The sequence below is a fragment of the Nocardia sp. 149-1B genome, from assembly GCF_057747975.1.
Genome location: NZ_CM173233.1, coordinates 147,229 through 173,001, shown reverse-complemented (window position 1 = coordinate 173,001; position 25,773 = coordinate 147,229). Strand labels below are relative to the sequence as shown.

The following is a 25,773-nucleotide window of genomic DNA, read 5'->3' as shown; positions in this document are numbered from 1 at the left end:
CTAGTGCGGCTGCCAGGCGTCCTCGTCGGCCGTGCGGGACGTGACCGCGTCGGGGAGGATCCCGTCGGCGAGCTGCTGGATCGAGACCTGCTCGAACACATCGCGCAGCGAGTGGCGCGCGGCGATCCACACGTGCTGGAGCACGTCGGCGGTCTCGTTGTAGCTGACGGCCTCGGGGCGTAGCCCGTAGACCGAGACCAGGGGGCCGTCGACGGCCCGGATGACGTCGGCGACCGAGACGTCAGCAGCAGCCCGGCCCATCCGCCACCCACCGGACTGGCCGCGCTGCGACATCACGATGCCGGCCCGGCGCAGGTCCGCCAGGATCGCCTGGAGGAAGCCGTGCGGGATCTCCTGAAGTCGCCCGAGCTCCTCGGCGCTCACGGCGCGGCCGTCCGCGCGCGAGGCCATCTCGATCAGCGCACGCAGGGCGTAGTCGGACTTGGCGGAGACTCGCATGAGTCCCAGTGTGTCAGATGTGTCGACTTGTTCACTCGACCTTGGGGGGTACGGCGACCGGCGTCACGCAGCCTCACGCGACCACGCTGACCCCGCCCGTGCCGCGGGCGGCCTGCTCGAGCTTGACCGCCCAGGAGACCCACAGCACCCAGAGCGTGAACACCACCGACGCGAGCAGTGCGACCGTCATCCCGGAGGCGCCGACGACGTCGCCGAGGGTCTGCAGGTTGGTCAGCACGATCAGGCCGCCGGCAGAGACGCCGAGCACCCGCGCGGGCAGCACCCGCACCAGCAGCGCGGCCGCCGGTGCCGCGACGGCGCCGCCCGCCAGCAGGGCCCCGGCGACCTGCCAGTCGATCCCGACCTCCTCGCTGTCAACCTCGCCCGCCCACCACCGAAGATCCTGGTCCGGACGGGACTTTTTGATCTGGATTTGAGCGGACGTTGGGGATCGGCTGAGTCCATCACCGTGATAGTCAGTCAGGCCGATCGGCCCGACGTCGATCGCGAGAGAGGAAGAACCCGATGCCGTCCGACATCTTCGGCCTGCCCCTGCACCCCCTCATCGTCCACGCCACCGCTGTCCTGGTCCCGCTCTCGGCACTGCTGGTGATCGCGATCGTGATCTCCCCACGCCTGCGGGCCTGGGCCGGTCCGCTGCCGATGGGCCTCGCCCTGGTCGGCCTGATCCTCACCCCGCTCTCGACCGCGAGCGGCGAGAACCTCGAGAAGCAGGTCGGCGAGAGCTCACTGGTCGAGAAGCATGCCGAGCTCGGCGACCAGCTGCTGCCGCTGACCATCGCGCTGTTCGTGTTCACGGCCGCCTACTGGTGGCTCGGCCGGCGCGCGGCGACCACCGCTGACGGCGACGTCTCCACGCCCACCCGCGCCGGCTCCGCCGGCACCGCGGACCGGATGCGCACCATCACCGTCGTGGTCGGCGTCCTCGCCCTGCTGGCCGCGGTCGGCACCGGCGTCCAGGTCGCCAGGATCGGGCACAGCGGCGCGAAGGCCGCCTGGTCCGACACCGGCTCGGCGAGCGGCTGACCAGCAGTAGTGTGACCGGCATGGTCCGCCTCCTGCTGGTCGAGGACGACCCCGAGATCCGGCGCACGCTGTCGCGGGGCCTCGGCGAGCAGGGTGCCACGGTCATTCCGGTAGCCACCGCGGTCGAGGCCATCAAGGCCGTGAGCACCGAGCGGCCGGACGCGGTGATCCTCGACCTCGGGCTCCCCGACCTCGACGGAGCGGACGTGCTCGCCCTGATCCGAGCCAGCAGCGATCTCCCGGTCGTCGTCGCCACCGCGCGCGACGACGAGCGGGAGATCGTCCGGCTCCTCGACGCGGGCGCCGACGACTACCTGATCAAACCTTTCTCGGCCGCCCAGGTGATGGCGCGCGTCCGCGCCGTACTGCGCCGGGCGAGCCCGACGGAGCGCGAGGATCCGCGGGTCGTGGTCGGCGGGCTGGTGGTCGACCCCGTCTCGCGCACCGCCACGCTCGACGGCGCCGAGCTGACCTTGAACCGCAAGGAGTTCGACCTGCTGTTCGCGCTGGCCTCCCGGCCGGGCGAGGTCGTCACCAAGCGCCAGCTGCTCGCCGAGGTCTGGCAGATGCCCTGGGGCGGCGCCGACCGCACGGTCGACGTGCACCTGTCCTGGCTGCGGCGCAAGCTCGGGGAGACCGCGGCCGAGCCGCGCTACCTGGTCAGCGTCCGCGGCGTCGGCGTCAAGCTCGTCGACCCCGGCACCTCCTGAGCGCACCGTGAGCCCCCGATGAGCCTGCGCGCGCGGATCCTGGCCCTCGCGGTCGGCGCCACGGCGACCGTGCTGGTGCTGTTCGCGATCCCCCTCGTGCTCCTCCTCCAGCGCACCGCGACCGAGGAGAGCCGCGAGAGCGCGGCCGACATCGCTCGCAGCGTCGCCGACTACGTCAGCACCGGCCCCACCGACACCGATCTGCTCAAGGCGTACGTCGAGCGGGTCAACACCCGCGAGGACGCCACCCCGGTCACCGTGCTGCTGCCCGACGGCACGATGCTCGGAGCGACGCTCCCCGGCGAGGCGGGCGAGTACGCCGAGCACGCAGCCGAAGCGGGGCGTAAGGGCGAAGGCGGCGAGAGGAGCGACGACGACGCCGACAACCGGCTGATGCCGGTGTCGGATGCGGAGATCCACGAAGTGGGCGGCGGCCAGCTCGTCAGCGTCCATGCGGGCACCAGGGACGGGCAGGTGCTCGTGGCGGCGTACGCCTCGGGCGCGGATGCGCGGTCCCTGATGGGCGACAAGCTGATGCTGCTCGCGGCGGCGGCCGTCGGGCTGCTGGCGCTCGCCGCCGCGGCGGCGGAGGTCGTCTCCCGGCGACTGGTGCGGCACCTCGCGAGCACGGCGGCGGCCGCCGACCGGCTCGGCGAGGGCGACCTCACCGCGCGGGCGCCCCACGAGGGACCGTCGGAGGTACGCCGGGTCGCGGACGCCCTCAACCGCCTCGCGGGCCGCATCGACGACCTGCTCGCCGCCGAGCGCGAGACCGCGGCCGACCTCTCCCACCGGCTCCGCACCCCGCTGACCGCCGTGCGGCTCGACGTCGAGGGGCTCCCGCCGTCCGAACGCACGCAGGAGCTCGAGGCCCACCTCGACCACCTGGAGCGGACCCTGACCGCGGTGATCCACGCCGCCCGCCGGCCCGAGCGCGAAGGCGTCCGGCCGCGCGCGGACGCCGCGGCCGTCGTGGACGAGAGAGTCGACTTCTGGCGGCCGCTCACCGAGGACCAGGGGCGCACCCTGTCGACGCGCCTCGCGCCTGGCCCGGTCGGGGTGCGCTGCGCCCACGACGACCTGCGGGCCGCACTCGACGCGCTGCTCGAGAACTGCATTGCCCACACCCCGGACGGCACCCCCGTGGAGGTGGTCCTCGCCGAGGAGGGCGACCTGGTGCGCCTCGACGTCCGCGACCGCGGGCCCGGGCTCCCCCCTGACGCCGTACGCCGCGGCCGCAGCGACCGCGGCTCCACCGGGCTCGGCCTCGACATCGCCCGCTCCTGCGCGGAGGCGAGCGGTGGCCGGCTCGAGCTGCACCGCGACAACGACTGGACGGTCGTGCGCATGCTCCTCGGCCGCCCCTGACCACCCGGGACCACCCCACATGAACGACCCAGGTGGATTTGACCTCGATTTGAGCGGCCGTTCCGGCAGGCCTGAGCAAGGAAGGGACACCGTAGGGACATGACCGAGAACCCCCGCCGCCAGCTCCTCCGCCGCGCTCGCTACGCCACCGCGGGCATCGTGGTCACCGCCGTCGCCGGCACCGCCGGGCTGGCAGCGGTCGCCGCGAACGCCACGAACGTCGCCAGCGGCTCGACCACCAACGGTTCGACCAACAACGGTGCAACGACCTCGCACCGGACCGGCGCGCACCGGAGCACCAGCAGCAACACCGGCAGCACCGGCGTCACGCAGGCCCCGGCCGGCCAGTCGCAGGGTGGGTCGAACGCGTCATGAGCACGCGCACCTGGCGGGACTGGTCGTGCACGGTCCGGGTCGTCGTCGGCCAGGACGAGCCGGTCTCGGAGCCCGCGCTCGACGAGGCCGTCGCAACCGTCCGGGCGCTGATGACCGAGGTCGCCGCCGCGGTGAGCAGGTTCAACCACGACTCCGAGCTCGAGCGGGTCAACGACGCCGCGCCGCGGCTGGTGCCCGTCGGCCCGCTGGCGCTCACGCTGGTCGAGGTCGCGCTGGACGCGGCCCGACGTACCGACGGTGCGGTCGACCCGACGGTCGGCGCCCAGCTGGTGGCGCTGGGCTACGACGACGACTTCGCCGCGGTCCGCGAACGTGTCGCAGGGGCGGCGCCCGCTGTCCCGGCCGGCGACTGGAGCCGGGTCGTGGTCGACCGCGACCTCGGCCGGATCGGCGTCGCGCGCGGCCTGCGCCTGGACCTGGGTGCGACCGCGAAGGCCTGGACCGCCGACGAGGCAGCCCGCCGGGTGTCCGCGCGGCACCACCGGCCGGTGCTCGTCGAGATCGGCGGCGACCTGGCCGTGGCCGGCGCGGCCACCGAGCCCTGGCGCGTGCGCGTCGCGGAGTCCGAGGCCGCCGCGGGGGCGATGATCGGGCTCACCCACGGTGGCGTCGCCACGTCCTCGACGACCGTCCGCCGCTGGCGTTCGGCGAGCGGCCCGGCCCACCACGTCGTCGACCCCGCAACCGGCCGGCCCACCGACGGCTCGGTCCGCACCGCCACGGTGTGGGCACCGTCCGCGGTCGAGGCCAACACGTTCAGCACCGCCGCCCTGGTCTGGGGGGACGCCGCGGCCGCCCGGTTGGCGCTGGCCGGCACCGACGCCCGCCTCGTCGGGCGCGACGGGTCGGTCCACCGCGTCGGCTCGTGGCCCGAGGAGGTGGGCGCCGCATGACGCTGTGGTTCCTCGCGCGCGCGGCCGGCTTCACGGCGCTGGCCGGCGCGACCCTGGCGATCTGCCTGGGCGCCTGGACCTCCGGCGCATCGGCCGGGGGCCGGGTCGAGCAGCGCGAGTCGCGGTTGCTCATGCAGCTCGCCCACCGCTCCGCCGCGGTCGTGACGCTCGCACTGCTGGCCCTGCACGCCGTCCTGCTCGTGATCGACAGCCACGTCGCGATCTCGGTGCCGGGCGCCCTGGTGCCGTTCACGGCCGGGTACCGCGGCACGGCGGTCGGGTTCGGCACGCTCGCGGCGTACTGCCTCGTGATCGCCGCACTGGTCGGGGCCCTCCGCGGCCGGCTGACCTCCTCGCCACGGGCCGTGCGCTGGTGGCGCCCCGTGCACGCGCTCGCCTACGCCGTCTGGCCGTTGAGCCTCGGGCACGGCCTGTGGGCCGGCACCGACTCGCGCACCTGGTGGGCCTGGACGTTGTACGGCGTGTCCGCCGTCGCGGTCGTCACCGCCCTGTGGACCCGGCTCGCTGCGGAGGAGCGGCACCTCGAGACCCCGCTCGCGACCGCGCGGCACGAGATCGCGGCGGCGGTGAGGCGAGCATGAGCGCCGTCCGCGTCCCCGTGGCCCCGCCGACCGCGTTCGGCAGCGCCCGGCTGCTCGGCGGCGTCACCACCGGGGTCCGCGCCGACCTGACCACCCACCGACGCGTGCACGGACCCGCGCGCCACCGCACGCTCGAGGAGCTGGGCGCCGACGCCGCAGCCGTCCGGCTCCTCGGGCGGGGCGGAGCGGCGTTCCCGGTCGCCACCAAGCTGCTCGCCGTACCCACCGGGCGGCACACCCAGGTCGTGGTCAACGGTTCCGAGAGCGAGCCCGCCAGCCGCAAGGACCGGACGCTGATGACGCTGACGCCGCACCTGGTGCTCGACGGCGCCCTGGCCGTCGCCCGCGCGCTGCGCACCACGCACGTGACGATCGCGGTTCACGACGAGGCGGCCGACGACTCCCTGCGCACCGCGCTCGCCGAACGGGCCCGCCACGAGCCGCTGCGCGAGCGGGTGGAGGTACGCCGGCAGCCGGCCCGGTTTGTCTCCGGCGAGATCCGGGCGGTACTGCGTGGCCTGGACGGCGGCCCGGCCGTGCCCCCGAGCCGGCGCACCCTGCCCTCGGAGTCGGGGTTGCACGGCGCACCGACGTTCGCCAGCAACGTGGAGACGTTCGCGCAGATCGCGCTCCTGGTGTCGCTCGGCCCCACCGAGTTCGGTGCCGTCGGCGGGCGCGACGAGCCCGGGACCACGCTGCTGACGCTGCTCGGCGACACCCGCGTGCAGGGCGTGGTCGAGGTGCCCACCGACCTGCCGATGGAGGCGCTGATGCCCGGAGAGGGCGGACCGGTGCTGCTCGGCGGCTACCACGGCCGTTGGGTCCAGGACGTCACCGGCCTGCGCGTCGAGCGGCCGGGGATGAGGACAGCCGGGCTGCCGCTGAACGCCGGGGTGGTCGCCCGGTTGCCCCGCGGTGGCTGCGCGCTGAGCGAGGTGGTCGCGGTGACCCGGTGGCTGGCGGCTCAGTCGGCAGGTCAGTGCGGCCCGTGCCTCTACGGCACCGCCGCCGTGGCTCACGACGTGACCGAGCTGTTGCGCGGCCGCGCCGCACCCGCGGTGGAGGCCCGGCTGCTCGGGCTGGCTCGCCGCGGCGCGTGCGCCCACCCCGACGGCACCGCCGCCTTCGTGTCCAGCGCGCTGGACGTGCTCACCGACGAGCTGGCCGCCCACCGCCGGCACGGCAGCTGCGGGCGCCCGTACGCCGGCGTCCTCCCCCTCGACGACCCGCCCCGGACGGGCAGGGGTACCCGATGAGGATCGAGGTGGACTGGACCCGCTGCGACGGCCACGCGATGTGCGGGCTGCTGCTGCCCGAGAACATCGACAACGACGGCGACGGCTTCCCGATCGTGCGCCGACCGGAGGTGGCGCCGGGCGACCTGCGGCACGCCCGCAGGGCCGTCTCCGCCTGCCCCGCCCTCGCCCTGCGGCTGGAGCGGACCTGACCGCAGGCCGTGCAGACGCGCCGACTCGGCCCCCTCAGCCGTGCAGACGCGCCGACTCGGCCCCCTCAGCCGTGCAGACGCGCCGACTCGGCCCCCTCAGCCGTGCAGACGCGCCGACTCGGCCCCCTCAGCCGTGCAGACGCGCCGACTCGACCCTCCGCAGACCTGCTGACACGGCGACCGCAACCACACCGTCGGGACATCTCCTCAAGTCGCATCCGCGGCCGGCGTGGCGACGAAGTCGACACGCCAGACGCGGGTACGTATCATGGATGTTACTGACGAGTACACAATCCCGAAGGTGGGCCATGAGCCACTACAAGAGCAACCTGCGCGACATCGAGTTCAACCTCTTCGAGGTCCTCGGCCGCGACCAGATCCTCGGGACCGGGCCGTTCGCCGAGGTCGACACCGAGACCGCCCGCGCGATCCTCGCCGAGGTCGACCGCCTGGCCCGTGAGGACCTCGCGGAGTCGTTCGTCGAGAGCGACCGCAACCCGCCGGTCTTCGACCCGGCGACGAACACCGCTCCGATCCCGGAGCCGTTCCTCAAGAGCTACCAGGCCTGGATGGACGCCGAGTACTGGCGCCTCACCACGTTCGCCGAGCTCGGCGGCACGCCGGCCCCCTCCAGCATCTGCTGGGCGATGGGCGAGCTGGTGCTGGGTGCGAACCCCGCGATCTGGATGTACGGCGCGGGCCCGATGTTCGCCGGCGTGCTCTACCGCAACGGCAACGAGCGCGACCGGCAGATCGCCCAGTTGATCGTCGACCACGGCTGGAACACCACGATGGTGCTCACCGAGCCCGACGCGGGCTCGGACGTGGGCGCGGGCCGCACCAAGGCGACGCTGAACGAGGACGGCACCTGGAACATCGAGGGCGTCAAGCGCTTCATCACCTCCGCCGAGGGCACCACCGACCAGGTCATCCACATGGTCCTGGCCCGCCCGGTCGGAGTCGAGGGCGCCGGCGGCCCGGGCACCAAGGGCCTGAGCCTGTTCATCGTGCCGAAGTACCACTTCGACCTCGAGACCGGCGAGATCGGCGCGCGCAACGGCGCCTACGTCACCAACGTCGAGCACAAGATGGGCATCAAGGTCTCCAACACCTGCGAGCTGACGTTCGGCGACCCGGGCGTGGGCGGCGGCGAGCCCGCCGTCGGCTACCTGCTCGGCGAGGTCCACAACGGCATCGCGCAGATGTTCCAGGTCATCGAGAACGCCCGGATGATGGTCGGCACCAAGGCCATCGCGACGCTGTCGACCGGCTACCTCAACGCGCTGGAGTTCGCCAAGGAGCGCGTCCAGGGCGCCGACCTCGCGCAGTCCGCGGACAAGACCGCACCCCGCGTGACGATCACGCACCACCCCGACGTGCGGCGTTCGCTGATGACCCAGAAGTCGTTCGCGGAGGCCATGCGCGCGCTGGTGCTCTACACCGCGTCCTGGCAGGACAAGGTGATGGTCGCCGAGCACAACGGCGAGCGCGACGAGCTGGCCGAGAAGGTCAACGACCTGCTGCTCCCGATCGTCAAGGGCTACGGCTCGGAGCGCTCCTGGGTGCTGCTCGGCACCGAGTCGCTGCAGACGTTCGGCGGCTCCGGGTTCCTGCAGGAGTACCCGATCGAGCAGTACGTCCGCGACGCCAAGATCGACACCCTCTACGAGGGCACCACCGCGATCCAGGGTCAGGACTTCTTCTTCCGCAAGATCGTCAAGGACCAGGGCACGGCCCTGGGCCACCTGGCCGGGGAGATCTCGAAGTTCATCGAGAGCGGCGCCGGCAACGGGCGTCTCAAGAACGAGCGCGAGCTCCTCGCCACCGCCCTCGACGACGCGCAGGCGATGGTCGGGCTGATGATCAACGACCTGATGTCGGCGCAGGACGAGGTCCGCAACATCTACAAGGTCGGGCTGAACACCACCCGCCTGCTGATGGCGCTCGGCGACGTCGTGTGCGGCTGGCTGCTGCTGCGCCAGGCGGAGATCGCGCTCGAGAAGCTCGGTGGCGACCCCGGCAAGGACAAGGCGTTCTACGAGGGCAAGGTCGCCGCGGCGCAGTTCTTCGCCCGCACCAACCTGCCCCGCCTCACCGCGGAGCGTGCGATCGCCGAGGCGACTGACCTGTCGGTCATGGACCTCGACGAGTCCGCCTTCTGATCGAGTGATCGACGTCGACCCGCCCGGAAATTTCGGGCGGGTCGACGTCATTTCGGCGCTAGCCTCCCGATCGTGAGCACGAACGCCCCGAAGCACGACCGCCCCTGGCGACGTCCCGGCGCGCTGCGCTACGCCGCTTCCCGCGTGCGCGGGCTGCTCCGTCCTCCGGTCACCGTCACCGATGCGCCGCCGGGGCTGCTGGTCGTCGACCGCGACGTCCCCGTCACGATGCGCGACGGCACGGTCCTGCGCGTCAACGTGCACCGCAACGCCGATGGCGTGCCACGCCCGGTGGTGCTGTGTGCCCACCCGTACGGCAAGGACAACCTGCCTCAGCGCGGCCGCCGCGGATGGCAGATCCCCCGCCCCTACCGGGTGCTGCGCCAGCCACGACCGGTCCGGTTCTCCGAGCTGACCAGCTGGGAGGCCCCCGACCCCGTGTGGTGCGCCGAGCACGGCTACGTGATGGTCAACTGCGACCTGCGCGGCACCGGCACCTCCGACGGGGTCGGCGCGTTGCTCTCCGACCAGGAGGGCGAGGACGTGGCCGCGCTCGTCGAGTGGGCCGCCGCCCAGCCGTGGAGCACCGGCCGGGTGGCGATGATGGGCGTCTCCTACCTCGCGATCTCCCAGTGGAAGGCCGCAGCGCTGCGGCCGCGGGGCCTGGCCGCGATCGTGGTGTGGGAGGGGTTCACCGACGCTTACCGTGACCTGCTGCGCCCCGGCGGCGTCCGCGAGGACGGCTTCCTCAAGATGTGGTCGGCGGGACTCCGCGGCGCGCGGACGGCGTACGACTTCGGCGTCGAGAGCGTGGCCCGGCCGGAGTACGACGAGTTCTGGGCCTCGCTGGTGCCCGCCGTCGAACGCATCGAGGTGCCGGCCCTCGTGTGCGGCAGCTTCTCCGACAACAACCTGCACAGCCGCGGCTCGGTGCGCGGCTTCGAGCGGCTCGGCTCCAGCGAGCGGCACCTGTGGACGCACCGGGGCGGCAAGTGGGCGACGTTCTACAGCGACGAGGCGCGTCGCGACCAGCTCGCGTTCCTGGCTCGTCACCTCACCGACGACGGGACCGGCGCCGAGGGCGCACCGCTGCCGCCCGTGCGCCTCGCCGTCCACGAAGACCGCGACACCGTCGCCGTGCGCAGCGAGGCGGTCTGGCCTCCGGCCGATGCTCGCCCCGAGATGCTGCACCTGACCTCCGACGGCCTCGCCCCGGTGGCTGCCGGGACGACCGGTCACCTGACCTTCGACACCCGGCGAAGCGGGCTCCGGGTCGGGTGGACCGTCCCCGAGGACCTCGAGGTGGTCGGTCCCATGTCGCTGCGCCTGTTCCTCGAGTCGCCGGCCGAGCTGACGTTGTTCGCGGGCGTCGAGAAGTGGCACGACGGACACTACGTGCCGTTCGAAGGCTCCTACGGCTTCGGCCGCGACCGGGTGACGACCGGGTGGCTCCGGGTGCCGGCGCGCCCCGGCGTGCGCGAGGTGGAGCTCGAGCTCGGCCCGTCCGCGACCCGGTTCCGCGCCGGTGACGAGCTGCGGCTCGTCGTCGCCGGGCGCTGGCTGTGGCCGCGCAACCCGCTGACCGGTCAGGCGCCCGGCTGGTACCCACCCGGCCCACGCACGACCTGCACGGTGCACTGGGGCCCCGACCAGGACGCACACCTGACGGTGGGGGTCATCCGGCTCTGAGCGCGCCCCGAGCAGCCCGGCGTACGACGTCGCTCAGCCGGTCCAGCGTCGGTGAGTCCAGCCGCCAGCGCTGCCAGTGGAGGGCGACGTCGACGTGCAGGCGACCAGGCAGCGGCGCCAGGCGGCCGGCCCGGACGTCGGGTCGCAGCTGCGGCTCGGGGATCATCCCCCAGCCGAGGCCGAGGCGAACCGCCTCGAGGAAGTCCGCCGACGTCGGCACCCGGTGCGCCACGGCCGGCGGTTCGACACCTCGGGCGGCGAGGACGTCGTGCTGGAGCGCGTCCTTCTCGTTGAACACCACCACCGGCATGGCCGCCCAGTCGGCGCGGCGACCGCGCCGCCAGCGCTCGACGAACGCCGGGGTCGCCGCGGGGACGTAGCGCATCAGGCCCAACCGCTCGACCGAGCACCCCTGCACCGCCACGGGCTCGGAGGTCACCGCGGCCAGCACGTCGCCGCCCCGCAGCAGCCCCGCGGAGAAGGCCTGGTCCTCGACGTGCAACCGCAGCGCGACGTCCGGCCAGCCGGCGAGCTCCCCGACGACCCCGCGGAACCAGGTGGCGAGCGAGTCCGCGTTGACCGCGACCGGCAGCTCGATCGTGGAGCGGTGACCGTGCGCGAGCGCGTCGCTCACCTCGTCGAGCAGCAGCTGGGACTGGCGGGCCAGCCGGAGCAGCACCTGCCCGGCGGCGGTCGGCCGGCACGGGGTGGTGCGTTGCACGACGACCTGGCCGACCTCGGACTCGAGCGCGCGGATCCGCTGGCTCACCGCCGACGGCGTGATGTGCAGGTGCCGGGCAGCGGCCTCGAACGTGCCGTGGTCGGCGATCGCGACGAGCGCTGCCAGCTGGGGCGGTCCGAGCTCCATGAAGCAATGCTAATGGTTGTGCAGAATCTTTCGTTGGTCTTCATCACGCCGTCCGCCTAGCGTGGAGAGGTGCTCGACTCCTCCCTCGCCGGCTTCGCCACCGGCCTGTCGCTGATCGTGGCGATCGGCGCGCAGAACGCCTACGTGCTGCGGCAGGGTCTCGCGCGCGAGCACATCGGGGTCGTGGTCGCGATCTGTGCGCTGTCCGACGTGGTGCTGATCAGCGCCGGCGTCAGTGGGATCGGCACCATCGTCGAGAACGCGCCGTGGGCGCTGGACGTGGTGCGCTGGCTCGGCGTCGCGTTCCTGACCTGGTACGGCGTCGGCTCGCTGCTCCGGGCCCGGCGCTCCGATGCCCTCCGTGCGGCCGACCGGGGTTCGGCGGGCGTGCGCGGCGTCGCCGTACGCGCACTGGCCCTGACCTGGCTCAACCCCCACGTCTACCTCGACACCGTGCTGCTGCTCGGCTCGATCGCCAACCACCACGGGCCGTCGGGCCGGTGGTGGTTCGCGGTCGGCGCCTGCGCGGCCAGCGCGACCTGGTTCACCGGGCTCGGGTACGGCGCGCGGCGGGCCGGTCCGCTGCTGTCGAGCCCGCGCGCCTGGCAGGTGCTCGACGTCCTCATCGGGGTGACCATGCTCGCGATCGCCCTCACGCTCGCGCTGAGCTGACTCACGCGGCGCGGAGTCGATGCCCCGAAGGGTGAGCAGAGCGGGCACACCCCGCGATACCGTGCGCGCGGGGCACCGGGAGGAGAACCCGAACACCATGGAGTCAGCCGGCGCTGTAGGCGCCGACCCCTCGTTCGACCGGTACGCCCGCGTGGTCCGCCGGGCCCTCGGCGTACCCGTCGCGCTCGTCACCTTCACCAGGCCCGACCCGCACCCGGTCGCGGTCGCCGACGTGCGCGACGACCCCGTCCTGCGCGAGGACTCCGTGGTCACCGGCCTGCGCGCGATCGCCTACGCACACTGGCCGTTGACCGACCACACCGGCGACGTGGTCGGCGTGCTGTGCGCGGTCGACCGGGAGCCGCGGGCGTGGAGCCCCGGCGACCTCGAGCTGCTCGAGGACCTCGCGGCCGCCTGCTCCACGGAGCTCTCCGAGCGCACGATGCGGGCGGTCGAAGCCGACCTCGCGCACCGCAGCCGCGTGCTGCTCGCGCTGAGCGAGGGCCTGTCCGCGACCCGGACGATGGCCGACGTCGCGTCGGCGATCGAGAAGACCGCGCTGGCACAGCTGGGGTGCTCGCGGGCCGGGATGTGGGTCCGCAGCGACGACACCCCGACACGCGGTGGCCCGCCCCAGGAGCAACTGCGGTTCGTGACGTCACCGACGAGCTACTGGGAGTCCGCGCTGCGCAACGCGCTGCTCACGCTCGACGACGCCAACCCTCTGGGGCGCGCGATCACCCGCACGGGACACCTGCACTACCGCGACCGGGACTCGCAGAACCGCGAGTACCCCCACCTCGACACCACCCGCCAGGTCGGCGAGGCCCGCTCGTTCGTGCCGCTCATCAGCCGGGGCCGGGCGCTCGGCGCGCTCGCGCTGGTCTGGGACGAGGCCCGCGACCTGTCCGAGCAGGATCGGCTCACGATCGACGCGCTCGCGTCGTACACCGCCCAGGCCGCGCAGCGCGCGCTGCTGCTCCAGGAGCGCCTCGACGCGCTGGTCACCCTGCAGAGCTCGCTGCTCCCCCGCCTGCCTCAGCCCGACAGCCTCGAGATCGCGGCGAGGTACCGGCCCGCGGCCGCACGCGACCAGGTCGGCGGCGACTGGTACGACGCGGTGGTGATGCCGTCGGGCGCCACCAGCCTCATGGTCGGCGACGTGGTGGGGCACGACATCGAGGCCGCCGCGATCATGGGCCAGCTGCGCAACATGCTGCGCGCGATCGCCTGGGCGGTCGACGACGCCCCGTCGCGCAACGTCGCCCGCCTCGACCAGGCCATGGCGGACCTCGCCGTGGACGGCATGGCGAGCCTCGTCTACGCGTGCATCGAGCAGAGCGGGGAGCAGCGCACGCGCGGGGAGCGCACCCTGCGCTGGACGAACGCGGGCCACCCGCCGCCGCTCGTCATCGGTCCGGACGGCGCGACCCGGCTGCTCGAGCTCGGCTCGGCCGACCTGATGCTCGGGGTGCTGCCGACGACCGAGCGCACCGACAACCGGTCGACGATCGAGTCGGGGTCGGTGCTGCTGCTCTACACCGACGGCCTGGTCGAGCGCCGCCGCGAGGACATCACCGAGGGGATCGAGCGCCTCTGCGCGGCCGCCTCCACCCACCACGAGCTCCCGATGTCCGAGTTCGTGGACGCGGTGCTCGCCGACCTCGTGCCCGACCGGCTCGACGACGACGTCGCCGTGCTCGGCGTACGGTTCCACGCCCAGCCGGTGCCGTGACCGTCCGCGCCTACTAGGGTGCTGGGGCATGACGGCCCCCGCGACAGGACCCGTGCCCGACCAGGACCTGCTCCGCGGGTACGTCGACGTCTGGTGGCAGGCGATCAACGACTTCAGCGACCTCCTCGAGGAGCTCGAGGAGGCAGAGTGGGCCACCCCGACCGACCTGCCGGGCTGGGACGTCAAGGCCGTCGCCTCCCACGTCGCCCACCTCGAGTCGATCCTCTCCGGCGCCCCGGAGGAGTCGGCCGACATCGGCGAACCCGTCCACGTGACCGGCCTGATGGGGATGTACACCGAGATCGGGGTCGTCACCCGCCGCGACGCCGGCCCCGACGAGATCATCAACGAGATCCGGTCCGCGGCGACGGCCCGGCACACCCGGCTGCTCGCCGACCCGCCGACCGACCCGTCCGGCAAGCCGGATCCGATCTTCGGCGGGGTCGGCTGGGACTGGCGAACGCTGCTGCGCAACCGTCCGCTCGACGTGTGGATGCACGAGCAGGATGTACGCCGGGCGGTCGACCGCCCCGGCGGCATGGACTCCACCGCCGCGCGGCACACGGCGGAGTATCTCGCCGAGAGCCTCGGCTACGTGCTGGCCAAGCGGGTGGGCGCACCCGCGGGCACGACCGTCGTGCTCGAGCTGGAGGGCAGCACGCCGTACGCCTTCACCGTCAACGACACGGGGCGCGGCGAGCGGCTCCCCGGTCTCCCGGACCACCCGGACGTGCTGCTGCGCATGGACCGTGAGGCGTTCATCCGGGTCGCCGGCGGGCGGTGCGAGCCCGAGCCCGGCACGGTGAGCGTCGAGGGCGACACCGATCTCGCCGTCCGCATCCTCGACGAGATGGCGACGACACCGTGACGACCCGTGAGGGCGCGTGGTCGCCGGCCGACATCCCCGACCAGAGCGGGCGGACGGCGCTCGTCACCGGCACCACGGTCGGCGGCCTGGGGCAGTTCACCGCGCTCGAGCTGGCCCGGCACGGCGCCCGGGTCGTGCTCGCCGGCCGCACCGAGGAGCGGCTGGCGGAGACCCGCACGGCCATCGCGACCGAGGTCCCAGGCGCATCCCTCGAGACCCTCCTCGTCGACCTCTCCGACCTCTCCTCGGTGCGGCGTGCCGCAGCCGAGGCGGCGGCCCTCGGCCCGATCGACGTGCTCGTCAACAATGCCGGCGTGATGGGGACGCCGTACCACCGCACGGCCGACGGCCTCGAGCTCCAGCTGGCCACCAACCACTTCGGGCCGTTCCTGCTGACGGGGCTGCTACTGCCGCAGCTGGTGGCCAGTGGCGCGGGGACGGTCGTCGCGGTCTCGTCCCAGATGCACCGGGTCGCGCGCAGCGCGCCGCTCGACGACCCACGCACGCAGCACGGCCGCTACCGGCGGTGGCCGGTCTACGGGCAGTCCAAGCTGGCCAACCTGCTGTTCATCTACGAGCTGGACCGGCGCGCACGTCGAGCCGGGGTGCCGGTGCGCGCGCTCGCGGCGCACCCCGGGTTCGCGGCCACGCACCTGGCCGCGAACGGGCAGTACGGCCGCGCCCGAGGCGGCCGGGCGACGATCCTCGACGCGGCGATCAAGGTCGTCTCGCCCAACAGCGCCGACCAGGGCGCGTGGCCGACGCTCATGGCCGCGACCGCCGACCTGCCGAGCGGCACCTACTGCGGACCCAGCGGGCTCGCCGAGTGGGGCGGCGCGCCGCACGTCACCACCAGCAACAAGCTGTCGTACGACGAGACCGCGCAGCGACGACTCTGGGAGCTGAGCCAGGAGGTCACGAGCATTCACTACCCGTGACCGGGGACGGGGCGCACTGGTCCAGCGTCCCCTGACAGCGCCTCTCTACGCGCGCATTGTCGCCGCGCTGTTCGGCGTCTCGCGCAGCACCGTGCGTGAGGCGCTGCGCCTGCTCGAAGAGAGCGGGGTCGTGCGTGTTGAGCGGGGGAAGGGCGTGCGCTGCCCGGCGTCTCGCCGCGGCTGCGCACCCTGATCAGTCCCGTGGTCCTCGCCACCCTGCTGGAGCGGGTCAGCGCACACCTCGAGGTGCTCCGGAGCCACCCGCTGACCACGCGTCGCTACTACAAGCGCGTCGCCTACTGACCCGGCGGCGGCGCCGTCGAGGCTCGCTCGACGTACGTCGTCGCCAGCTTGCGGTGCACCGGAGCGTCCAGGGTGCCCGCGATCCGCGCCAGCAGGAGCTCGCCGGCGACGGCACCGATCCGCGAGACAGGCTGGGAGACCACGGTGAGCGGAGGAGAGACAGCCTCGGCCCAGTCCGCGTCGTCGAACCCGACGAGTGAGATGTCGTCCGGGCAGGACGTGCCGAGGTCCGCGAACGCTCGCAGCACGCCGAGCGACAACAGGCTGTCGAGCGCGATGATCGCCGTCGGCGGTTCCGGCAGTGCGAGGAGGCGCCTGGTCGCCCGGGCGGCGTCGTCGCGCCGGAGGCCGTCGGCACTGACATAGCGGGGGTCGACGGAGACGCCGGCCTCGGCCAGGGCATCGCGGTAGCCCGCGGTCCGCGGACCCGTGGTCCCCCGGGTCGACCGAGCCACCTCCCGGACGTCACGCTGCACCAGCTGGTCAGCCAGTGACCGGTCGGCTCCCGTGATCAGTGCGATCCTCCGGTGGCCGAGCGCCAACAGCCGCGCCGTCGCGTCCCGTGCGGCCGCCCGGTTGTCGATCCCGACGGTGTCGGCGGCCAGACCGTGCACCCGACGGTCGAGGAGCACGACCGGAGTGCCGCCGGCCACCGCGCGCCTCAGGTGGGTGCTGTCTCCGTCGCTCGGGGAGACGACGAGCCCGTCCACGCGCCTCTCCAGCAGCACTCGGACGGCGTCTCGCTCCATCTCGATCCGCTCGTCCGTGTTGACGACCACCACCTCGTGACCGTGTCGGTGCGCGACGTCGGAGATCCCACGCAGCGCCTGGGAGAAGAACGGGTTCTCGATGTCGGAGAGGACGACGCCGATCGTGCGGGTGGTGCCGGTGATCATGCTCCGCGCGAGGGTGTTGGCGCGGTAGCCGAGACGCTCGGCTGCGGCCAGCACGCGCTCCCGGGTCGCGGGCTTGACCGACCCGTAGTTCCCCAGAGCGCGCGCGGCGGTCGCGACCGAGACGCCGGCGGCGGCCGCCACGTCGGCAACGGTGGCGATTCCCGGGCCTTCCTCGCCCGCGGACGCGGGCGTGCCCCCGCGTTTCACACCGACCCCAGTGCGGTCGGCGGCTGATGCGGGACAGCCGGTGGCGGCGCCACCGACCCGCGGTCTCGCCACACGGCGTACAGCGACGTGGTGCGGGTGCGGGCGCGGTCGTTCTGCACCCGGGCCAGCAGTCGGCGCCCGGCCGTCGCCCCGAGCTCGTACGCCGGCTGGTCCATCACGCTCAGTGGCGGCTGGACCACCGAGGCCCACGGCGGGTCGTCGAAGCCGATGAGGGAGACCTCGCCCGGGCACGAGAGGCCCACGTCGCGCGACCCGAGGAGAGCGCCGAGCGCCAGCACGCTGTCGGTCGCCAGGAGCGCGGTGGGCCGGTCCGGAGACCGCAGCAGGTCGGCGGTCCGCGCCCTCGCCGCTTCGAGGTGGAAGTCGCCGGGCCGGACCAGGGCCGGGTCGAACGGCAGGCCCGCGGCCTCCAGAGCCTCCCGGTAGCCGGCGAGCCGGTCGACGCTCGTCGATGCCGGGTCCTGCTCCTCGGCGGGATCGACGGCCACGCCGTTGCCGGTGATGAGTCCGATCCTCCGGTGGCCGAGGGCCAGGGCATGCTCGACCGCCTCGCGGGCAGCCGCGATGCCGTCGACGATCACGGTGTCGAGACCCGCGCGCGGAATGCGACGATCGACCAGGACGATCCGCGCCCCGGCGTCGCGCGCCTCCCGCAGGTGCCGCCCGTCGCGCATCGAGACCGGCGCCACGATCAGGCCGTCCACGCGGCGCTCGAGCAGCACGCGGATCGCGGAGCGCTCGCTGTCCAGGCGCTCGTCGGTGTTGACGAGGACGGTATCGAAGCCGCGCTCCCGGACCACGTCGGTGAACCCGCGCACCAGCCGGCTGAAGAACTCGTTCTCGATGTCGCCGACCACCACTCCCAGCGTCATCGTCCGGCCGGTGATCATCGAGCGGGCAACCCCGTTGGCCTGGTAGCCGAGCTCGCGAGCGGCTACGCGAACCTTCTCGCCCGCGGCGGCGCTGACGCTCCCGTGCCCCCCGAGCGCGCGGGCTGCGGTGGCGCGGGACACGCCCGCACGAGCAGCCACGTCGGGGATGGTCGGAGCCGCGCGTCGGCTCCGCGGCAGTGGCATGGCGGCCAATCTATCTCACCCCTTGACGACGAATCCTCGTCGTGAGAACGTTATCAAAATTCCATTGAGAACGTTCTCAAAACTGTCGAGGAAGTGAAGCTGATGACTCAGACCCTGCCGCTGCGACCCATCGACACCGGGCTCGTCGAGAGCCTGCAGAAGACCATCGACCAGCGCGGCGCGATCGACAGCGTCGTGCGGGACGTGGTCGCCAAGGGCCTGCGGAACGTGTACTTCGTCGGCGCGGGCGGCTCCCTGATCTGCAGCTACCCCGCGCACTACCTCCTCCAGCGGTCCGCGGGATTCCCGAGCTTCCAGCTGCAGAGCGACGAGCTCAACTGCAGCACACCGGCGCTCATGGGCCCGGGCTCCTTGGTGGTCCTCGCGTCCTACACCGGCACCACGAAGGAGACGGTGCGCGCCGCGACCACCGCCAAGGCCTCCGGCGCGACCGTGATCGCCGTCGCCCGCGAGGGAAGCCCGCTGGCCGAGGCGGTCGACGTCGCCTTCAAGGCCAAGAGCGACCTGTTCGAGGTCCTGGTCGCCTACGCGCTGCTGCAGGCCACCGGGGCCGAGCTCGACTCCGAGGCCGTCGACGCCGCCCTGGCCGCCCTGCCGAAGGCCACCCTCGACGCGGTCGAGCAGAGCGACGTGCGGCTCCACGAGATCGCCACGGCGCTCAAGGACGAGCCCATCGTCTACACCCTCGGCTCCGGCCCCAGCTACGGATGGGCCTACGGACTGGCCATGTGCTACCTGCAGGAGATGCAGTGGAAGCACGCCGCAGGGTTCAACACCGGCGAGTTCTTCCAGGGCGCGTTCGAGATGGTCACCGAGGACACCGCCGTCCTGCTCTACCTCGGCGAGGACGCCAGCCGCCCGATGGCCGAGCGCGCGAAGGGCTTCCTGGAGAAGTACACCCACAAGGCGCACTTCCTCGACGTTCGCGACCTCGCGCTCCCGGGCGTGCCGGCCGCGCTGCGCCCGGACGTCTCGCCCCTGGTGATCGGGGAGCTGACCGGCCGTCTGGCCCAGCACCTGGAGGCCGTGCGCGGGCACCACCTCGACCAGCGCCGCTACATGTTCCGCGTCGAGTACTGAGGGCGCGACCTTCCATGACCGGGGTCGAGCTGGTCATCTTCGACTGCGACGGTGTGCTCGTCGACAGCGAGCGGATCAGCATCCGCGTGGGGCGGGAGATCCTGGGCGAGCTGGGCTGGCGGATCTCCGAGGACGAGATGATCGAGCGGTTCGTCGGGTGCTCGGCCGAGCACTTCCGGCGCGAGGTCGCCGCCGGCACCGGCCGGACGCTGGACGCCGACTGGGAGGCCCGCTTCACACCGCGCTACCGCGCGGCGTTCGAGGCGGACCTCACCGCGGTGCACGGCGTCCGCGACGTGGTCGACTTGCTCATCGCATCCGGCACGGAGTACTGCGTCGCCTCGAACTCCGGCCATGCACACGTCGACCACGTGTTGTCGGTGACCGGACTGGCCGACCGGTTCCGGGACCGGATCTTCAGCGCCGAGGACGTCCGGCACGGGAAGCCCGACCCCGACCTGTTCCTCCACGCCGCACGCCGGATGGGCGCCCGAGCCGAGCGCACCGTCGTGATCGAGGACAGCGTGTTCGGGGTCCGTGCCGCCCACGCGGCCGCGATGACCTGCCTGGCGTACGCCGGCGGGGTCACGCCGGCCGCGCCGCTGGCCGCCGAGGGCGCCACCGTCTTCGCGTCGATGTCCGACCTGCCCGTGCTGCTGGAAGGCCTGCCTGAGGCGGGCCCCGGACGAGTCGAGGAGTGCGCATGAGCGAGTCGAGCGCGGACAGCCCGCGGATCGTGGCTCTCGGTGACAACGTCGTCGACTGCTACCCCGACCTCGGCGTGATGTTCCCCGGGGGCAACGCCCTCAACGTCGCCGTGCACGCCCGGCGCGCCGGTGCCTCTGCCGCCTACGTCGGCGCGGTCGGGACCGATCAGGCGGGCGTGCTGGTCCGCGACGCCCTCGCCAAGGAGGGGGTCGAGACCCGGCTGCTCCGCGTCGTCGACGGCCCCAACGCCCACGCGGTCGTCCGCCTGGTCGACGGCAACCGGGTCTTTGGTGCCGGCGACGTCGGCGTGTCCCGGTTCGCCCTCTCCGCGGCGGACCTGGCCGCGGCAGGGGAGGCCGACCTCGTGCACACCGGTGAGTGCTCGATGCTCGAGGACGACCTCGATCGGCTGTCGGACGCCGCGCGCAGGCTCTCCTTCGACTTCTCCGAGCGCCCCTGGTCCTACATCGCGGAGCTGGCGCCCCGAGTCGACGTCGCGATCCTCTCCGCGGCGTCGACCGAGGCCCATCCCCGAGACCTCGTCAGCCGCGTCGCGAGCCTCGGGCCGTCGGTCGTGGCGGTCACGCAGGGTGCGGCCGGCGCGACCCTGTGGATCGAGGGCCGGGTGCTGCGCGCCCCGGCCGGCGCGGGCCCCGTCGTCGACACCCTCGGCGCCGGGGACGCCTTCATCGCACGCTTCCTGGTCGGCCTGGTCCGCGGCGAGGAGCCCGCCGCACTCCTGCAGGCGGCGACGGCCTACGCCTCGGCCGCGTGCGCCGAGCACGGGGCATTCGGCTATCGGGCTGCTCTGCCCGGGGATCTCACGGCATCGGGGGAGGTGAGCGCATCTCAGTGACGATCTCGTTGCGTCCGGCTCCATCGGGAGGCCCAGCAACGGCTGTTCCACCACCGCAGCTCACCGGAGAAGGAGTGTCATGAGTTCTCACGTGCGTCGCATGACCGCTGTCACCGCCACCGCCGCGACCTTGTTGGTCCTCGCGGCTTGTGGCGGGAACGACGACGGGTCCCCGTCCGGTTCACCGGACCTGTCCCCACCCGCCGACAAGGAGGGGACGCTGACGATGGTCACGAAGTTCGCCGACCCCAAGTACGCGCCCTACTTCGAGAGCGTGGTCGCCGCCTACGAGGATGCGAACCCGGGTGTCGACATCAAGCTCGAGCAGGTCGGCGACCAGCCCTTCAAGGACAAGATCCGGGTCCTCGCCGCCGCGCACGACCTGCCCGACATCTACTTCTCGTGGGCCGGGGACTTCGCGAACAAGTTCATCCGCGCCGGCCTCGCCGCCGACCTGTCGAGCATCCTCGGGCCCGGCACCACCGTGGGCGACACGCTGGCGCCGGCCGCTGTGAAGGCGTTCACCTACGACGACAAGGTCTACGGTCTGCCGATCGACCTCGACGGCAAGTACGTCGCCTACAGCGGCGCGGCCTTCGACAAGGCGGGGATCACCGAGCCGCCGGCGACGCTGGAGGACCTGCTCACCGACTGCGATGCCCTGCGCAGCGCGGGCTACACGCCGATGGCCTTCGGCAACCAGTACGGCTGGCCGGCGATCCACTACATCACCCAGCTCAACGCCTATGACGTGCCGCCGGAGACCCTGGCGGCGGACTACGACCCCTCGACGGGTGAGTTCACCGATCCCGGCTACGTCACCGCCCTGGAGCAGTTCAAGACGATCGTCGACCGGTGCGCGAACCCGGGCTCCAACGGGCTCTCCCACGAGGCGGCCCAGGCCAACCTGATCAACGGCAAGGCCGCCATGCAGTACATGGAGTCGCTGGAGTTCTTCGTGCTGACCAAGAAGGGCGGCGCTCCCGACGCGATCGCCGACGACTGGAACTTCTTCCGGCTGCCGCCGGCCAGCGACGCGGCGGGAGACACCCGCGCCCTCACCGGCGCTCCCGACGGGTTCATGGTCAACGCCCAGAGCAAGAACGCCGCGCTAGCCGCGGACTTCCTGACCTTCTTCGCGAGCACCGAGAACGCGACCAAGATGGTCGAGGACATGGGCTGGCTCAGCCCGGTGAAGGGCTCCGCGGCCGCGGCGAGCAACACCTACCCGCAGCTGAGCGCGACCCTCGACGACATGAACCAGGCCAGCCAGTTCGCGATCTGGCTCGACACGATCACCGATGCGGACGTGGCGAGCGCGTACCTGTCCGGCGTCGAAGGCCTGATCGGGGGAACCAACACGCCTGAGGACGTCATGAACGACGTGCAGAAGGCCGCCGAGGACGCCAAGAAGTAGTCCCACCAGGTGCCTGGCCGGCGCCACTCACAGTGAGGTCGGCCAGGCACCGTGTCGGTCGTCGGGAGGTCCGGATGACACGAATGATGCGACGTTGGCAGACGTGGGTGTGGGTCGCGCCCGCGCTGGCCCTGCTGGGGGTGTTCGTCTACTACCCCGTGGTCGACAACATCCGGCTCAGCTTCTACTCCTGGAACGCGTTCGAGCCCGACCCGGTGTTCGTGGGCCTCGACAACTACCGGACGGCCGTCCACGACTCGGTGTTCTGGAACGCGATGCTCAACAACACGGCGTACGCCGTGGTGTCGCTGGTGTTCCAGGTCGGCCTGGCCCTGGTGCTCGCCGCCGTGCTCGAAGAGGCGGTCCGCCAGAAGCTGCGCGGGTGGCTGCGCACGATCTACTTCATCCCGGCAACCATGTCGATCACGGTCACCGGCATCCTCTTCTCCTTCCTCTACAACCCCGAGATCGGCCTGTTGAACCGGCTGCTCGGCTACCTGGGGTTGGAGTCCTGGCAGCACTCCTGGCTCGGGGAGGAGAGCACGGCGATCTGGGGCATCATCGCGATGAGCCAGTGGCAGTCGATCGGCTACACCGCGGTGCTGTTCGTCGTCGCGATCCAGCGAGTGCCGCGCGAGTACTACGAGGCTGCGAGCATCGACGGCGCCGGCAAGGTCCGCTGCTTCTTCACGATCACGGTGCCGATGGTGCGCGAGATGACCACGCTGTTGGTGATCCTGACGATCTCGGGCGCCTTCCTCGTCTTCAACGAGGTGATGGTGATGACGGCCGGCGGTCCGAACAACTCCAGCCAGGTGCTCGGCACCTGGCTCTACCGCAAGGCGTTCTTCGAGGACGACATGGGCTACGCGGCGACGATCGCCACGGCCATCTTCGTGATCACCTTCTCGATCGCGACGCTCCAGCTCGCGATCTCCCACCGGCGAAGGGTGGAGATATGAGCCAGCACGTGACCGTGATCCGGTCCCGGGTCGCCGCTCAGACGGTGCCCACCGGGTCACCGCTGCGGTGGTTGCTCGCCGTGATCGGCCGCCTCCTCGTCTGGGGCGCACTGGCCGGCCTGGTCGTCGCCATCATCTATCCGTTGCTGTGGATGTTCCTCAGCGGTTTCAAGACCAACCAGGAGATCTTCGGCAACCCGTTCAGCCTCCCCGGCAAGCTGCGCTGGGAGAACTACCAGAAGGCCTGGGAGCAGGGCGTGTTCCGCTACCTGGGCAACAGCGTGTTGGTCACCGCGGGCAGTGTCGTGACGACCACGCTCGTCAGCGCGTGGGCGGCGTACGGGCTCACCCGTCTCCGCCTGCCGCTGAACCAGGGGGTGCTGCTGGCGATCCTGGGTGGGCTCATGCTCGCGCCGACGGTCGCGCTGATCCCCTTGTTCCGCCTGCTGCAGAGCATCGACCTGTTCAACACCCGGATGGCACTGGTCGTGCTCTACACCGCCTTCCGCGTGCCGTTCACGACATTCCTGATCCGCGCGTACATGATCGACCTGCCACTCGAGGTCGACGAGTCCGCGAAGATCGACGGCGCCAGCTCCGCCCAGATCTTCTGGCGGATCATCCTGCCGATGTCGCGACCGATCCTGGTCTCCGCCGCGTTGTTGCAGGCGCTGTTCGCCTGGAACGAGTTCGTCTTCGCGCTCGCGTTCATCAGCGACGACAACCTCAAGACGCTGCCGGTCGGCCTGATGAGCATGCAGAGCCGGCTCACCACCGACTGGCCGGTGGTGTTCGCCGGCCTCTCGCTGGCGGCACTGCCCATGATGCTGCTGTTCCTGGTCGGCCAGCGGCAGTTCCTCCGGGGCCTGACCGAGGGGGTCGGCAAGTAGCGGCGCCGGGATCAGTCCCGGTCGCGCACGCGGACGAGCCCGCCCAGCACGGGCACGTACGCCGCGCGGTCCGGGCCGAGGGTGACCTCGCTGTGGTGGTTGTCGCGCAGCACCCCGAGCCCCGTGCGCTGCGCCCAGAGCAGCCGGCCGGTCTCGAGGTCGAGGGCGGCGAGGTACCACGCGTCGACGCCCAGCCAGCTGTGCCGCTTGACGTAGGCGTAGACGAGGCCGTCGTCCACGGACACCGCGGGCGCGCCGCTGGGCACGTCGAGGTCGGAGGTCCAGGTGACCTCGCAGGCGCCGTCCGTCACGGTGACGCGGGCGATGCCGCGGTCGGTCGTGCGGCCGAGCAGCGTCGAGAGCGGACCGTGGTAGCCGTGGGAGTTCTGCACCACCACCGCATCGCCCGCCGCGACGAGCCCGCCGTCGGTCGCACCCGCGCCGTCCCCGAACACCTCGGCCCGGCAGACCACGTCGCCGGTGTCGGCGCGGTGGAACACCACCTGGAGCCGGGGGTCGCGGTTGTCGGCGACGGCGACCAGGCCGTTCGCCAGCGGCACCGGAGCCGCCCCGCGCGCGCCCCCGCCGTCGTACGCCGAGCTCCAGGCGGGCGTCGGGCGTCCATGGGTGAGCACCAGCCGGTGCAGGGCGTCGGCGCCGGCGACGTAGGCACCGCCGTCGTCGACAGCGAGCGGCCGGTCGACGGTGTCGTCGAGGTCGACGGACTCCACCCGGTCACCGGTCACCACGCCGGCGGTGCCGTCGTGGGAGACGAACCAGGTGCGCGATCCGCGGGCGGCGACGCCGACGACGCAGTCACCGTCGCCGAGGCCGAGCTCGACGGTCGCCTCCGTGGTCAGGTCGGGGGCACCCTCGGCGTCGGCGGTGCCGACGACCAGCAGCCGGTCGCGGGCGGCGACGACGACGCGGCCCTGAGCGTCGAGGTCGAACGCAGCCGGGCAGCCGGCGCCGCGAGACGGCAGCTCCTTGGATGCCACCGGACGCAGGCTGTCGGGGTCGACCAGCCGCAGCACCGGATGGTCGTCGCCGCCGCAGACGGTGACCAGCCGGTCGTGCCCGTCGACGTCGAGGCGGCGGCAGTCGTCGACGCCGTACGACCTCGAGCGCACCTGGGGGGACTCTCCGCCCGGGCCTGCCGTGCTGCCGCCGACGACCGGGCGCCCGACGTACGACGGCGTCACCCAGATGCCGGGCCCGGGCGCGATCGGCACCCAGCCGTCGGGGACGACGACGGCGGCCCCGGCGATCACCAGCACCGCCGCGGCCCACCACACGACCACGCGTCGCGTGGGGTGCAGCCAGCCGCGCACCCGCGGGAAGTAGAGGCACAGCCCGGCGAGGATCAGCACCAGCGGGCCGGCCACGTACACCAGCAGCGCCACGCCCACGAGCGCGGCCGTCCGCCCGCCCTTCACCCCGAATCCCTCATCCCGCACCCGATCCTAGGAGCCCGGCGGGCCT

27 protein-coding genes are annotated in these 25,773 nt (G+C 72.6%); 21 read left to right on the top strand and 6 right to left on the bottom strand.

The window, feature by feature from the left end:
• Both AC3ANS_RS00800 and AC3ANS_RS00795 read right to left on the bottom strand, forming a co-directional pair.
• Complete coding sequence (locus AC3ANS_RS00800) at positions 1-459, bottom strand: RrF2 family transcriptional regulator (RefSeq protein ID WP_488294280.1); 459 nt, start codon at positions 457-459, stop codon at positions 1-3.
• 73 nt (positions 460-532) lie between these two features.
• Positions 533-748: a hypothetical protein gene (locus AC3ANS_RS00795; RefSeq protein WP_488294279.1), complete on the bottom strand. Its 216-nt coding sequence runs from the start codon at positions 746-748 to the stop codon at positions 533-535.
• Positions 749-984: 236 nt separating this feature from the next.
• On the opposite strand from AC3ANS_RS00795, the gene AC3ANS_RS00790 reads away from it, so the two are divergent.
• The 10 genes from AC3ANS_RS00790 (at position 985) to AC3ANS_RS00745 (ending at position 10,773) form a co-directional block, all read left to right on the top strand.
• Positions 985-1,506, top strand: a complete 522-nt coding sequence (locus AC3ANS_RS00790; protein WP_488294278.1) for a DUF2231 domain-containing protein — start codon at positions 985-987, stop codon at positions 1,504-1,506.
• A 20-nt stretch (positions 1,507-1,526) separates the two neighbouring features.
• The gene (locus AC3ANS_RS00785) at positions 1,527-2,216 is read left to right on the top strand and encodes a response regulator transcription factor (RefSeq protein ID WP_488294277.1); all 690 of its coding nucleotides are present in this window, start codon (positions 1,527-1,529) and stop codon (positions 2,214-2,216) included.
• 18 nt (positions 2,217-2,234) lie between these two features.
• Entirely contained in the window at positions 2,235-3,584 is a 1,350-nt protein-coding gene (locus AC3ANS_RS00780; RefSeq protein WP_488294276.1) for a sensor histidine kinase, read from the top strand.
• A 99-nt stretch (positions 3,585-3,683) separates the two neighbouring features.
• Positions 3,684-3,959, top strand: a complete 276-nt coding sequence (locus AC3ANS_RS00775; RefSeq protein WP_488294275.1) for a hypothetical protein — start codon at positions 3,684-3,686, stop codon at positions 3,957-3,959.
• Positions 3,956-4,873: an FAD:protein FMN transferase gene (locus AC3ANS_RS00770; protein WP_488294274.1), complete on the top strand. Its 918-nt coding sequence runs from the start codon at positions 3,956-3,958 to the stop codon at positions 4,871-4,873. Before AC3ANS_RS00775 ends, AC3ANS_RS00770 begins: the two co-directional genes overlap by 4 nt.
• A complete protein-coding gene (locus AC3ANS_RS00765) occupies positions 4,870-5,475 on the top strand; it encodes a hypothetical protein (protein WP_488294273.1) in 606 nt (201 codons plus the stop codon). Before AC3ANS_RS00770 ends, AC3ANS_RS00765 begins: the two co-directional genes overlap by 4 nt.
• A complete protein-coding gene (locus AC3ANS_RS00760; protein WP_488294272.1) occupies positions 5,472-6,731 on the top strand; it encodes an NADH-ubiquinone oxidoreductase-F iron-sulfur binding region domain-containing protein in 1,260 nt (419 codons plus the stop codon). The genes AC3ANS_RS00765 and AC3ANS_RS00760 overlap by 4 nt, the downstream gene beginning before the upstream one ends.
• Positions 6,728-6,922 carry a ferredoxin gene (locus AC3ANS_RS00755; RefSeq protein WP_488294271.1) on the top strand — a complete coding sequence of 65 codons (195 nt, stop codon included), beginning with the start codon at positions 6,728-6,730 and terminating at the stop codon, positions 6,920-6,922. Before AC3ANS_RS00760 ends, AC3ANS_RS00755 begins: the two co-directional genes overlap by 4 nt.
• Positions 6,923-7,230: 308 nt before the next feature.
• Positions 7,231-9,084 (top strand): acyl-CoA dehydrogenase, encoded by a 1,854-nt coding sequence (locus AC3ANS_RS00750; protein ID WP_488294270.1) that lies wholly within the window; start codon positions 7,231-7,233, stop codon positions 9,082-9,084.
• A gap of 69 nt (positions 9,085-9,153) precedes the next feature.
• On the top strand, positions 9,154-10,773 hold the full coding sequence (locus AC3ANS_RS00745) for a CocE/NonD family hydrolase (protein ID WP_488296572.1): 1,620 nt from the start codon (positions 9,154-9,156) through the stop codon (positions 10,771-10,773).
• Here AC3ANS_RS00745 and AC3ANS_RS00740 read toward each other — a convergent pair.
• Positions 10,760-11,641 (bottom strand): LysR family transcriptional regulator ArgP, encoded by an 882-nt coding sequence (locus AC3ANS_RS00740; protein WP_488294269.1) that lies wholly within the window; start codon positions 11,639-11,641, stop codon positions 10,760-10,762. The two genes, AC3ANS_RS00745 and AC3ANS_RS00740, sit on opposite strands and share 14 nt — an antisense overlap.
• 69 nt (positions 11,642-11,710) lie before the next feature.
• On the opposite strand from AC3ANS_RS00740, the gene AC3ANS_RS00735 reads away from it, so the two are divergent.
• From AC3ANS_RS00735 to AC3ANS_RS00715, 5 genes are all read left to right on the top strand, one after another.
• Positions 11,711-12,313, top strand: coding sequence for a LysE/ArgO family amino acid transporter (locus tag AC3ANS_RS00735; protein WP_488294268.1), 603 nt, complete (start codon positions 11,711-11,713; stop codon positions 12,311-12,313).
• 97 nt (positions 12,314-12,410) lie between these two features.
• Entirely contained in the window at positions 12,411-14,048 is a 1,638-nt protein-coding gene (locus tag AC3ANS_RS00730; protein ID WP_488294267.1) for a SpoIIE family protein phosphatase, read from the top strand.
• A 28-nt stretch (positions 14,049-14,076) separates the two neighbouring features.
• Complete coding sequence (locus AC3ANS_RS00725) at positions 14,077-14,916, top strand: maleylpyruvate isomerase N-terminal domain-containing protein (protein ID WP_488294266.1); 840 nt, start codon at positions 14,077-14,079, stop codon at positions 14,914-14,916.
• A complete protein-coding gene (locus tag AC3ANS_RS00720; RefSeq protein WP_488294265.1) occupies positions 14,913-15,854 on the top strand; it encodes an oxidoreductase in 942 nt (313 codons plus the stop codon). The genes AC3ANS_RS00725 and AC3ANS_RS00720 overlap by 4 nt, the downstream gene beginning before the upstream one ends.
• A gap of 16 nt (positions 15,855-15,870) precedes the next feature.
• Complete coding sequence (locus tag AC3ANS_RS00715) at positions 15,871-16,047, top strand: GntR family transcriptional regulator (RefSeq protein WP_488296571.1); 177 nt, start codon at positions 15,871-15,873, stop codon at positions 16,045-16,047.
• Between the two features lie 103 nt (positions 16,048-16,150).
• Here AC3ANS_RS00715 and AC3ANS_RS00710 read toward each other — a convergent pair whose 3' ends face one another.
• Together AC3ANS_RS00710 and AC3ANS_RS00705 are read right to left on the bottom strand one after the other, a co-directional pair.
• Entirely contained in the window at positions 16,151-17,194 is a 1,044-nt protein-coding gene (locus AC3ANS_RS00710; protein ID WP_488294264.1) for a LacI family DNA-binding transcriptional regulator, read from the bottom strand.
• Positions 17,195-17,256: 62 nt separating this feature from the next.
• Positions 17,257-18,357, bottom strand: a complete 1,101-nt coding sequence (locus tag AC3ANS_RS00705; protein WP_488294263.1) for a LacI family DNA-binding transcriptional regulator — start codon at positions 18,355-18,357, stop codon at positions 17,257-17,259.
• A gap of 102 nt (positions 18,358-18,459) precedes the next feature.
• Between AC3ANS_RS00705 and AC3ANS_RS00700 the strand changes: the two genes are divergently transcribed.
• From AC3ANS_RS00700 to AC3ANS_RS00675, 6 genes are all read left to right on the top strand, one after another.
• On the top strand, positions 18,460-19,458 hold the full coding sequence (locus tag AC3ANS_RS00700) for an SIS domain-containing protein (RefSeq protein ID WP_488294262.1): 999 nt from the start codon (positions 18,460-18,462) through the stop codon (positions 19,456-19,458).
• 14 nt (positions 19,459-19,472) lie between these two features.
• The gene (locus tag AC3ANS_RS00695) at positions 19,473-20,165 is read left to right on the top strand and encodes an HAD family hydrolase (protein WP_488294261.1); all 693 of its coding nucleotides are present in this window, start codon (positions 19,473-19,475) and stop codon (positions 20,163-20,165) included.
• A complete protein-coding gene (locus AC3ANS_RS00690; protein WP_488294260.1) occupies positions 20,162-21,022 on the top strand; it encodes a PfkB family carbohydrate kinase in 861 nt (286 codons plus the stop codon). The genes AC3ANS_RS00695 and AC3ANS_RS00690 overlap by 4 nt, the downstream gene beginning before the upstream one ends.
• A 100-nt stretch (positions 21,023-21,122) precedes the next feature.
• Positions 21,123-22,439 carry an ABC transporter substrate-binding protein gene (locus tag AC3ANS_RS00685; RefSeq protein ID WP_488294259.1) on the top strand — a complete coding sequence of 439 codons (1,317 nt, stop codon included), beginning with the start codon at positions 21,123-21,125 and terminating at the stop codon, positions 22,437-22,439.
• Positions 22,440-22,525: 86 nt separating this feature from the next.
• On the top strand, positions 22,526-23,401 hold the full coding sequence (locus AC3ANS_RS00680) for a carbohydrate ABC transporter permease (RefSeq protein WP_488294258.1): 876 nt from the start codon (positions 22,526-22,528) through the stop codon (positions 23,399-23,401).
• The gene (locus AC3ANS_RS00675) at positions 23,398-24,291 is read left to right on the top strand and encodes a carbohydrate ABC transporter permease (RefSeq protein ID WP_488294257.1); all 894 of its coding nucleotides are present in this window, start codon (positions 23,398-23,400) and stop codon (positions 24,289-24,291) included. Before AC3ANS_RS00680 ends, AC3ANS_RS00675 begins: the two co-directional genes overlap by 4 nt.
• A gap of 11 nt (positions 24,292-24,302) precedes the next feature.
• Here AC3ANS_RS00675 and AC3ANS_RS00670 read toward each other — a convergent pair whose 3' ends face one another.
• Positions 24,303-25,748, bottom strand: coding sequence for a hypothetical protein (locus AC3ANS_RS00670; RefSeq protein ID WP_488294256.1), 1,446 nt, complete (start codon positions 25,746-25,748; stop codon positions 24,303-24,305).
• Positions 25,749-25,773 lie beyond the last annotated feature (25 nt).